Here is a 10,277-nt window from a genome sequence, read left to right as displayed (position 1 = left end):
ACAATCGAACGAATGACCGTGACGATGCCCGACGAAAGGGCAGCGTTCATAAAAGCGCTGAGGAACGACATCGACAAGGGGCTGGCCGATATCGCCGCCGGTCGGGTGAAACCGTTTGACGCCGGCGCCATTGTCGCACGCGGAAGGGCTCTGTTAGCCGATACCCGCTCCGCCTGACCGAAACAGCGGAAGTCGACCTGTGGCCGATATCTGGCCTCACATCGCCATGGAAGGGTCGGAAAGGCGCGCGACGCGCTATGCCCAGTCCCTGCAATCACCGCCGGAGCGTTTGCAGGCCTTTCCCCCTGTCCGACCCTTCGCGCGACGATCTGGCGGTGCGGCTTCGGGCATTGGTTCATGGTTCCTACGCCGCCCATTATCAGTTTTCCGGCACGGACGTGGTGGTCGTGCGTGTCATTCCATAGCCCACGCGATCTGGACGCGTTGGCCATGAGCAATGGTTTCAACTGAGTTGCGTCAGAATTCGATCAAGGCCGTCTTGGTCTTGAGATTGGCGACATAGGCTTCGCGGCCGAGATCCTTGCCGATGCCGGACTGTTTATAGCCGCCGGTCGGCAGGATGAAGTCGTTGCTGCGGCCATAGCGGTTCACCCACACCGTGCCGGCCTCCAGCGCGCGGGTGGCGCGGAGCGCCAGCGCCACGTCTGCGGTATGGACCCCGGCGGCCAGGCCATAGGCGCTGTCATTGGCCAGCGCATAGGCTTCCGCTTCGTCGGCGAAGGTCTGGACGGTCAGCACCGGCCCGAAGATTTCACCCTGCACCGCCTCGCTCCTCTGGTCGACATTGGCGAGCAGGGTCGGGGCGAAATAGCTGCCCTCCTGCGGCGCGGTGGCGCGCCCGCCGCCCGCCAGCACCTTCGCGCCATCGCCGATCGCGCGCTTGACGATGCCGTCGATGCGATCCAGCTGGCCTTCGGAAATGATCGGGCCGAGCGTCGTGTCGGTGCGCCAGGTCGGGCCGGCCTTGTGCGCTGCAAAGGCGGCAAGGATGCGATCGATCACCTGATCGGCCACCTTGTCCTGCACCAGCAGTCGCGATCCGGCGACGCAGACTTGGCCCGCGTTCAAGGTGATGGCGCGGGCGACGATCGCCGCCGCCTTGTCGACCGCGGCATCGGCAAAGACGATCTGCGGACTCTTGCCGCCCAGTTCCAGCGTCACCGGCTTTGGCCCGGTCTGGGCGCAGGCGGTCATGATCGCAGCGCCGGTGGCGGTCGATCCGGTGAAGGTAACCTTTGCGACTTCGGGACGGCGCACCAGCGGATCGCCGACCGACCGGCCGTCGCCCTGGACGATGTTGAAGATGCCAGCCGGAAGCCCGGCCTCGATCGCCAGTTCAGCGAGGCGCACGATGCTGAAAGGCGTCATTTCCGAGGGCTTGAGGACCACCGAATTGCCCGCCGCAATGGCCGGCGCGATTTTCCAGCCCGCCATCACCAGCGGCAGGTTCCACGGGGCGATCGCCGCGACCACGCCATAGGGTTCGGCGATGGTAAGGCCCAGCTTGTCGGGCGTGGTCGCCGCGACTTCGCCCCCGACCTTGTCCGCCCATTCGGCGAAGAAGCGGATGGTTTCGGCGGTGTAGCTCACATCCCAGGCGTTGATTTCGTTGATCGTGCGGGTCGAGCCGAGCGCTTCGAGCGGCGCGAGGGTCGCGGCATCCGCCTCGATCAGGTCGGCCCAGCGGCGCAGCACCTTCATCCGCCCGCGCGGATCGGTCTGCGCCCAGCCGCTGTACTTGTAGGCGGCCTGCGCATTTTCGACCGCTTCGCCCAGCTGATCGGCATCCACGCTGTCCAGTTCCGCCTGCACCCGGCCGTCGGACGGGCGCAGAACGCTGATCGACGGGCCACGCCCGGCGACACGGCAGCCACCGATGAAATTATGCGCGCTGGCAAGGCTGATCTGATCGGGGTCGAAACCGGACACGGCGCATATCTCCTCTTGCGGGCGTCACGGCAGGATAAAGGCGCGTGGCGGCATTTGTTGCAGTTGCGCTGGAAAATGTGCGCGATAATCTTCCAAAAATAATGTCAAGGCAGCAGCCAATGCTTGGCGCGGCCTCCTAATGTCCGCCCACTGATTCCGATGAAGCGGCGGGCGCCCCCTTCCCGCCAAGGAGCAAGACGCATGGCGACAGGCATAGAGGCGATGGTGGACCTGCGGCGCATGACCGCGCAGGATCTGGCCGCCGCCCACGATCTTTCCAGCGAGCAGAAATGGCCGCACCGCATCGAGGATTGGGAGATGCTGCTGAGCCTGGGCTTCGGCTATGTCGCCGAGCGGGACGGCCCGGACAATCAGCGTGAAGTGATCGGTACGGCCATGGCCTGGCTCTACGGCACGGAGGCGGCAACGCTGGGCATGGTGATCGTGTCGCCGCGCGCGCAGGGCATGGGCATCGGCCGCCGGCTGATGGACGCGGTGCTGAACGATCTGGGCGATCGCACCGTGCTGCTCAACGCCACCGACGAGGGTGCGCCGCTCTATCGCAAGCTGGGGTTCGAGGCGATCGGCCCGGTGTTCCAGCATCAGGGCGCGGCATTCGCCGTGCCAATGGCGCAATTGATCCCCGAAGAACGGGTGCGGCCGCTGGGCGCCAAGGATATGCCGACGCTCTACAGTCTGGCCCGGCGAGCGACCGGCATGAATCGCGACGCGCTGCTCGACGCGCTGGTGCCCGGCGCTCAGGGCGTGGTGCTGACCCGCAGCAACGAGCCGGTGGGCTTTGCGCTATTCCGCCGGTTCGGGCGCGGCTATGTGGTAGGCCCGACCGTCGCGCCGGATACGGGCGGGGCCAAGGCGCTGATCTCGCACTGGCTGGGGTCCAATGCAGGGATGTTTTGCCGGCTCGACATACCGGAGGAAAGCGGCCTGGGAGCCTGGCTCGACGAACTCGGCCTGCCCTGCGTCGGTCGGGTGATGCGAATGATCCGTGGCCCCCTGCCCGCGACCGACCCGTCGGTCATGACCTTCTCTCTCACTACGCAGGCGCTCGGATGACCCTCTCGCTCAACAATCCCGCCCTCTTTGTCCAGCAGGCCTTCATCGGCGGTCAGTGGGCCGGGGCTGCGTCGGGCGCGACCGTGGCGGTCGACAATCCCGCGACCGGCGCGATCATCGGGACCGTTCCAGATTGCGGCGAGGCCGACACGCAGGCAGCGATTGCCGCGGCCGAAGCGGCATGGCCGGCATGGCGCGCCAGGACGGCGGGCGACCGCGCGGCGCTGCTGGAGCGCTGGCACACGCTGGTGCTGGACAATCTGGCCGACCTGGCCCGGATCATGACCGCCGAGCAGGGCAAGCCGATCGCGGAAGCCGAGGGCGAAATCCGCTATGCGGCAAGCTTCATCAAATGGTTTGCCGAGGAAGCGCGGCGGATCGACGGCGGGATCATTCCCGCGCCCGAGGCCAATCGCCGCATCCTCGTCATGAAGGAGCCGGTCGGCGTGTCGGCGGCCATCACGCCCTGGAATTTCCCGGCGGCGATGATCACGCGCAAATGCGCCCCGGCCCTTGCCGCGGGCTGCCCGGTGGTGGTCAAGCCCTCCGAAATGACGCCCTTCAGCGCGCTGGCGCTGGCGAAGCTGGCGGAGGAGGCGGGCTTCCCGGCAGGCGTGTTCAGCATCGTCACGGGTATGCCCGCCGCGATCGGCGGGGCGCTGACCGCGAGTCCGGTCGTGCGGAAGCTGTCCTTCACCGGATCGACGCGCGTGGGTTCGCTGCTGATGCGGCAATGCGCGGACACAATCAAGCGGGTGAGCTTCGAACTGGGCGGCAATGCGCCGCTAATCGTGTTCGACGATGCCGACCTGGACATCGCCGTCGCCAGCGCCATGGTCAGCAAGTTCCGCAATGCAGGCCAGACCTGCGTCTGCGCCAACCGCATATTGGTGCAGGACGGCGTCTATGATGCCTTTGCTCAGAAGCTGGCGAGGGCCGTGAGCGCATTGAAGGTCGCACCGGGCGACATGGCGGGCAGCACGATCGGCCCGCTCATCAACGCCGCGGCGGCCGAGAAGGTGAAGGCGCATGTCGAGGATGCACTGGCGCATGGCGCCACGATCTTCGCGCAGGCGCCCGATGGCGCGAGCGGCGCGCGCTTCGCGACCCCGGTGGTGCTGACCGGCGCGACGCGGGATATGCGGCTGGCAGAGGAAGAGACGTTCGGCCCGGTCGCGCCACTGTTCCGCTTCACCCATGAAGAGGAAGGCATCGAGCTGGCCAATGCGACCAGCTATGGCCTCGCCAGCTATTTCTACACCGAGAATCTCCATCGCGCCTTCCGCGTCGCCGAGCGGCTGGAGGCGGGCATGGTCGCGCTCAACAGCGGGTCGATCGCGATGGAGGTCGCGCCCTTCGGCGGGGTCAAGATGTCGGGCCTCGGCCGCGAGGGCGCTCATGCGGGGATCGAGGAATATCTGGAGACCAAGGCGTTCCATATTGCAGGGCTGAAGCTGTAAACCTGCTTCTAGTCCGTTCGCGCTGTTCAAACGAGTCGCTTGCCTCGTTTGAATATCGAAGCGCATTTCTTCTTAAAAAATAGAGGGCTTCGACAGGCTCAGCCCGAACGGGAGATTTTAATGGCGAACTCGCGCAACTATTCCATCTCCGTCATCCCCGGCGACGGCATCGGCAAGGAAGTCATGCCCGAGGGCATTCGCGTGCTGGAGCGCGCGGCGGGCCTTTACGGCTTTTCCATCGATCAGACGTGGCAGGATTTCGCCTGCTGCGACTATTATGCCAGCCATGGCCAGATGATGCCGGACGACTGGAAGGAGCGGATCGGCAACCCCGACGCGATCTTCTTTGGCGCCGTGGGCTGGCCCGATACGGTGCCCGATCATGTCTCGCTCTGGGGTTCGCTGCTCCAGTTCCGCCGCGAATATGACCAATATGTCAATCTGCGCCCCGTCCGGCTGATGCCCGGCGTACCCTGTCCGCTGGTCGGGCGCGAGCCGGGCGACATCGACTTCTGGGTCGTGCGCGAGAATACGGAAGGCGAATATAGTTCGGTCGGCGGCAAGATGTTCCCCGGCACCCCGCGCGAGGTGGTGATCCAGGAAACGGTGATGACGCGGCACGGCACCGACCGGGTGCTACGCTACGCCTTCGAACTGGCGGCGACGCGGGATCGCAAGCATGTCACGTCGGCCACCAAGTCCAACGGCATCGCCATCACCATGCCCTGGTGGGACGAGCGGGTCGAGGAGATGGCGAAAAACTATCCGACCGTCACCCACGACAAATATCATATCGACATCTTGACCGCGCAGTTCGTGCTGAACCCGGATCGCTTCGACGTGGTGGTGGCGTCCAACCTATTCGGCGACATCCTCTCCGACCTCGGCCCGGCGTGCACCGGCACGATCGGCGTCGCACCATCGGGAAATATCAACCCGGACCGCACCGCGCCCTCTCTGTTCGAACCGGTCCATGGGTCCGCCCCGGACATAGCGGGCAAGGGCATCGCCAATCCGGTCGGCCAGATCTGGTCAGCGGCGATGATGCTGGAGCATCTGGGCGAGGCGGAGGCCGCCGCCGCGATCATGCGCGCGGTCGAGACGGTGCTGGCCGAACCGGGGCTGCGCACCGGCGACCTCAAGGGCAAGGCCAACACGCAAGAGTGCGGCAAGGCGATCGCCGACGCGCTCTCCTGACGCCGGGGAACCGGCGCGGCAGAATATGCCGCGCCGGTTCGCGATAAAAGCCGGGGACGATGCCTGTTCGCCCCATATCGGGCTTTCGCCCCGCGGCATAAGGATAGGCTGACCTCCATGACCACAACAGCGAGCCCCCCGATGACGCTGCAATCCAACCGGTCCCTGCTGGACATCGACCGCGATCACCTGATCCACCCCGTCACTTCCTTTCGCGGGCATGAGGCGCGCGGAGCGACGCTGTTGCAGAGCGGCAAGGGCATGTGGCTGACGGATATCGACGGCAAGGAAGTGCTGGACGCCTTTGCCGGCCTGTGGTGCGTCAATGTCGGCTATGGCCAGGACAGCATAGCAGAAGTGGCGGCCGAACAGATGCGTCGCCTGCCCTACGCCACCGGCTATTTCCATTTCGGCAGCGAGCCGGCGGTGAAGCTGGCGCAGCGGCTGGTCGACCTCAGCCCCGAGGGACTGGACCATGTCTATTTCACGCTGGGCGGGTCGGACGCGGTGGACTCGGCGATCCGCTACATCACGCACTATCATAACGCGATCGGCAAGCCGGCGAAGAAGCAGTTCATCGCCCTGGAGCGCGGCTATCATGGGTCGAGCAGCACCGGCGCGGGGCTGACGGCGCTCGCCAATTTCCATCGCGGCTTCGACCTACCGCTGCGCTGGCAGCATCATATCGCCTCCCCCTACCCCTATCGCAGCGAGCTGGAGGGCGACGACGCTGCGATCATCGCGCGATCGGTGCAGGAGTTGAAGGACAAGGTGGCGCAGCTGGGCGCGGACAATGTCGCCGCTTTCTTCTGCGAGCCCATCCAGGGATCGGGCGGCGTCATCGTGCCGCCGGTCGGCTGGCTCAAGGCGATGCGCGACGCCTGCACCGAGCTGGACATTCTCTTCGTCACCGATGAAGTCATCACCGGCTTCGGCCGCACCGGGCCGATGTTCGCCTGCGAGGCCGAGGGCGTGACGCCGGACCTGATGACTTTGGCCAAGGGGCTGACCGCCGGCTATGTGCCGATGGGCGCGCTGCTGATGTCGGACAAGATCTATCAGGGCATCGCCAATGGCGCCGCGCCGGACCTCGCCATCGGCCATGGCGCGACCTATTCCGGCCATCCCGTCAGCGCGGCCGTGGGCCTGGAAGTGCTGCGCCTCTATACCGATGGCGGCATATTGGCGAACGGGCAGAAGGTCGCCGCGCGCTTCGACGCCGGGCTGGCGGGCATTGCCGACCATGCGATGGTCGGCGACACGCGGGGCCGCGGGCTGCTGGGCGCGATCGAGCTGGTCGCGGACAAGGGCGGGAAGACGCGCTTCGATCCCGCGCTGAAACTCGCCGACCGGCTGTTCGAAAAAGGCTATCAGAACGGCGTCATCTTCCGGGCCTTCGCCGACAATATCATCGGCCTCGCGCCGGCGCTCTGCGCGTCCGACGCGGAGATGGACGAGATATTCGCCCGCATCCGCAAGACGCTGGACGATCTGCTCGAAGAAGCCGATATTCGCGCGGCGGTGGGATAAGACGAAGGGGGAGCAGGGATATGCTGGGCGGACCACGACTGGACAGGATCGACCTCAAGATCCTCACGCAGCTTCAACAATCCGGCCGCATCACCAATGTCGAGCTGGCCGACGCAGTGGGCCTGTCCCCCAGCCCTTGCCTGACCCGCGTCAAGCGGCTGGAGAAGGCAGGCTACATCACCGGCTATGGCGCGCATATCAACCTGCACAAGCTGGGCGAATATCTGACCGTTTTTACCGAGGTGACGCTGACCGAGCATCGCGCCGGCGACTTTTCGCGGTTCGAAACGCGCATCCGCAAGCTGGACGAGATCGTCGAATGTCACCTGGTGAGCGGCGGTTACGATTATCTGCTGAAATTCGTGACGCGCGGCGTGGCGCATTATCAGTCGATCATCGAAGGGATGCTGGAGAGCGACTACGGCATCGAGAAATATTTCAGCTATGTCGTGATCAAGTCGCCCTTCATCAAGCATCATTATCCGATCCAGCATCTGTTCGGCGAACAGCGATAGGGCTAGGTTTCCAAGCATGACCGACATTGCCGACCTGATCGAACCGCTCGTCGCGTTTCGCCGCGACATCCATGCCCATCCCGAGCTTGGTTTCTGCGAGCATCGCACCGCGGCGAGGATCGCCGAGCAGCTGCGCGCGCTCGGGCTGGAGGTGCATGAGGGGATCGGGCGGACCGGCGTCGTCGGCGTTCTGCGGAACGGCACGTCGTCGCGCAGTATAGGCCTGCGCGCCGACATGGACGCTCTGCCCATCCATGAGCAGACCAACCTGCCCTATGCCAGCAAGACGCCCGGCACCTTCCATGGGTGCGGCCATGACGGCCATGTCGCCATGCTGCTGGGCGCGGCGCAGCATCTGAGCCGCAGCCGCGATTTCGACGGAACCGTCCATTTCTTCTTCCAGCCCGCCGAGGAAGGCCAGGGCGGCGCGCGCGAGATGGTGAAGGAAGGGCTGTTCGATCGCTTCCCCTGCGACCGGGTGTTCGGCCTGCACAACTGGCCCGACCTGCCCGCCGGCACGATCGCGACCCGTCCCGGCCCGATCATGGGCGCGGCCGACAAGTTCGAGATCCGGCTGGAGGGGCGCGGCGGCCATGCCGCCATCCCGCAGGATACGCCCGATGCCATATTGGCTGCGGCATCCCTGGTGCAGCAACTGAACGCCATCGTGTCGCGCCGGATCGCGCCGACAGCATCGGCCGTATTGTCGATCACGCAAATCCATGGCGGGCATACCCATAATGTGATCCCCGAACTGGTGACGATCGGCGGCACGGTCCGCACCTTCGATCCGGCGGTGCAGGACCGCATCGAGGAATCGATCCGACAGATTGCGGCGGGCGTGGCGCAAGCGGGCGAGTTGACGGCAACGGTCGACTATCAGCGCTATTATCCCGCGACGATCAACGATGCGGAGGCCGCGCAGGAAGCGCTGGCCGCCGCGGCGACCGTGGGCGAGGCGCGACTGGCGCCCGATCCGGCCTTCACGTCCGAGGATTTCGCCTTCATGCTGCAGGCGTGCAAGGGAGCCTATATCTGGCTGGGGCAGGCCAGGCCCGAAGGGTCGGCGCCGCTGCACAATCCGCATTATGATTTCAACGATGATGTGCTGGAACTGGGTGTCCGGCTGCATGTCGCGCTGGCGGAGCGCCATCTGAACTGATCGTGCCGCGGCACTGAACCATCGGACACCATCCGTCTGCGTACTGGCCCGGCCAGCGCGGGAAAGCCATTCTGGTCACGCTATTGGCGTCTGCGCGACGCCTTCACTCCAATGGCTGGCCGTCATGAACATATTGGGGACCAACAAGAATGACACGCTCATCGGTTCCACGCTCGCGGATCTGATCCAGGGCTACGCCGGGAACGACGTCATTTCGGCGGGCCTTGGCAATGACCAGATTTTCGGCGGGGACGGCGACGACAAGCTCTATGGTCAGCCCGGCGACGACTTCCTGAAGGGGGCGGATGGGGCCGATCTGCTGGATGGCGGCGATGGCAATGACGGGCTGGATGGCGGCCCGGGCAATGATGTGCTGCGAGGCGGTTCAGGCAACGACCGGCTGGACGCGAAGGACGGTAACGATGTTGTCGATGGCGGCTCGGGCCATGACATGATCGTTGCCGGCATCGGCAACGACACCATCTATGGCGGCGCCGGGCGCGACTATCTTGATGCGGGTGCGGGCAATGACACCATCTACGCCGGCGATGATGCGGATGGCTTTCTCGACGAGATCAATCCCGCCACCGGACTGCTGACCAATCAGGCAGTATCGGGCGGCGACGGCAACGACATCATCCATGGCGAGGGCGGCAACGACGCGCTGAAGGGCGAGGCCGGCGACGACCGCGTCTATGGCGGCGACGGCAACGACCGGGTCGATGGCGGCGATGGCCATAATCAGCTCGACGGAGGCGCCGGGAACGACATCCTATCGGCGGAGTGGGGCAACGACCAGCTTCTGGGCAGCGCGGGCGACGACCTGATCGAGGCCGGGGACGGCAACGACCTGCTGAATGGCGGCGCCGATGACGACATATTGACGGGCGAAGGCGGATCAGATGTGATGCTCGGCGGGTCCGGCCTGGACCGGCTTCAGGGCGGCGAGGACGACGATCAGTTGTTCGGCGGCAATGATGCCGACGCACTGTTCGGCGACGCTGGCGCCGACTTGCTGTTCGGCGAGCTGGGCGCGGACCGGCTGTGGGGCGGCCAAGGGGCCGACCGCTTCGTATTCAAGGGCGCGGGCGCGCTGGACGGCGGCGACCGCATCGATGATTTTCAGGACGGGATCGACCGAATCGTGCTGGAGAAGCTGGGCGTGACGCAGTTCAGCAATTCAGGTAGTCCCGGCACGGTGTTCGCGCAGGATCAGGCCGATGGCGATGTCGCGCTGTGGGTGACGACGGGCGACGGCGTGCGCTTCGGCATCGAGATCGGCGACCCCTCCGGCACGCTGACGGCGGCGAACTTCACCGTCGCCGACTTCCTGTTCATTTGATCCAGCGCGCTGGGTTAAATCGGACGCAGGACGCGCGCTCCCGTTTT

9 protein-coding genes are annotated in these 10,277 nt (G+C 65.5%); 8 read left to right on the top strand and 1 reads right to left on the bottom strand.

Features of this window, described 5'->3' with window-relative positions:
- Positions 1-24 precede the first annotated feature (24 nt).
- Positions 25-177, top strand: coding sequence for a hypothetical protein (locus tag K3M67_RS19140; protein ID WP_285833031.1), 153 nt, complete (start codon positions 25-27; stop codon positions 175-177).
- Between the two features lie 300 nt (positions 178-477).
- Here K3M67_RS19140 and K3M67_RS19135 read toward each other — a convergent pair whose 3' ends face one another.
- Positions 478-1,950, bottom strand: a complete 1,473-nt coding sequence (locus K3M67_RS19135) for an aldehyde dehydrogenase family protein (RefSeq protein WP_285833030.1) — start codon at positions 1,948-1,950, stop codon at positions 478-480.
- A gap of 201 nt (positions 1,951-2,151) precedes the next feature.
- Here K3M67_RS19135 and K3M67_RS19130 point away from each other — a divergent pair, with 201 nt between their 5' ends.
- From K3M67_RS19130 to K3M67_RS19100, 7 genes are all read left to right on the top strand, one after another.
- A complete protein-coding gene (locus tag K3M67_RS19130) occupies positions 2,152-3,024 on the top strand; it encodes a GNAT family N-acetyltransferase (protein WP_066855170.1) in 873 nt (290 codons plus the stop codon).
- Positions 3,021-4,484 (top strand): NAD-dependent succinate-semialdehyde dehydrogenase, encoded by a 1,464-nt coding sequence (locus K3M67_RS19125; RefSeq protein ID WP_066855167.1) that lies wholly within the window; start codon positions 3,021-3,023, stop codon positions 4,482-4,484. Before K3M67_RS19130 ends, K3M67_RS19125 begins: the two co-directional genes overlap by 4 nt.
- Positions 4,485-4,604: 120 nt before the next feature.
- Positions 4,605-5,681, top strand: coding sequence for a tartrate dehydrogenase (locus K3M67_RS19120; protein ID WP_285833029.1), 1,077 nt, complete (start codon positions 4,605-4,607; stop codon positions 5,679-5,681).
- A gap of 117 nt (positions 5,682-5,798) precedes the next feature.
- Positions 5,799-7,211 carry an aspartate aminotransferase family protein gene (locus tag K3M67_RS19115; protein WP_066855161.1) on the top strand — a complete coding sequence of 471 codons (1,413 nt, stop codon included), beginning with the start codon at positions 5,799-5,801 and terminating at the stop codon, positions 7,209-7,211.
- Positions 7,212-7,231: 20 nt separating this feature from the next.
- Positions 7,232-7,726: an Lrp/AsnC family transcriptional regulator gene (locus K3M67_RS19110; RefSeq protein ID WP_066855158.1), complete on the top strand. Its 495-nt coding sequence runs from the start codon at positions 7,232-7,234 to the stop codon at positions 7,724-7,726.
- A gap of 16 nt (positions 7,727-7,742) precedes the next feature.
- Entirely contained in the window at positions 7,743-8,888 is a 1,146-nt protein-coding gene (locus K3M67_RS19105) for a M20 aminoacylase family protein (RefSeq protein ID WP_285833028.1), read from the top strand.
- Between the two features lie 124 nt (positions 8,889-9,012).
- The gene (locus K3M67_RS19100; RefSeq protein WP_285833027.1) at positions 9,013-10,230 is read left to right on the top strand and encodes a calcium-binding protein; all 1,218 of its coding nucleotides are present in this window, start codon (positions 9,013-9,015) and stop codon (positions 10,228-10,230) included.
- The last annotated feature ends 47 nt before the right edge of the window (positions 10,231-10,277 follow it).

The sequence above is a fragment of the Sphingobium sp. V4 genome (genome assembly GCF_029590555.1).
Taxonomy (GTDB): domain Bacteria; phylum Pseudomonadota; class Alphaproteobacteria; order Sphingomonadales; family Sphingomonadaceae; genus Sphingobium.
The sequence above is the reverse complement of the archived record's forward strand: the minus strand, read 5'-3'. Positions and strand labels throughout refer to the sequence as shown.

Bases quoted from the DNA above. Each gene is read 5' to 3' on its own strand.
- K3M67_RS19140 (WP_285833031.1), top strand. From the start codon at position 25: ATGCCCGACGAAAGGGCAGCGTTCATAAAAGCGCTGAGGAACGACATC.
- K3M67_RS19130 (WP_066855170.1), top strand. From the start codon at position 2,152: ATGGCGACAGGCATAGAGGCGATGGTGGACCTGCGGCGCATGACCGCG.
- K3M67_RS19125 (WP_066855167.1), top strand. From the start codon at position 3,021: ATGACCCTCTCGCTCAACAATCCCGCCCTCTTTGTCCAGCAGGCCTTC.
- K3M67_RS19120 (WP_285833029.1), top strand. From the start codon at position 4,605: ATGGCGAACTCGCGCAACTATTCCATCTCCGTCATCCCCGGCGACGGC.
- K3M67_RS19115 (WP_066855161.1), top strand. From the start codon at position 5,799: ATGACCACAACAGCGAGCCCCCCGATGACGCTGCAATCCAACCGGTCC.
- K3M67_RS19110 (WP_066855158.1), top strand. From the start codon at position 7,232: ATGCTGGGCGGACCACGACTGGACAGGATCGACCTCAAGATCCTCACG.
- K3M67_RS19105 (WP_285833028.1), top strand. From the start codon at position 7,743: ATGACCGACATTGCCGACCTGATCGAACCGCTCGTCGCGTTTCGCCGC.
- K3M67_RS19100 (WP_285833027.1), top strand. From the start codon at position 9,013: ATGAACATATTGGGGACCAACAAGAATGACACGCTCATCGGTTCCACG.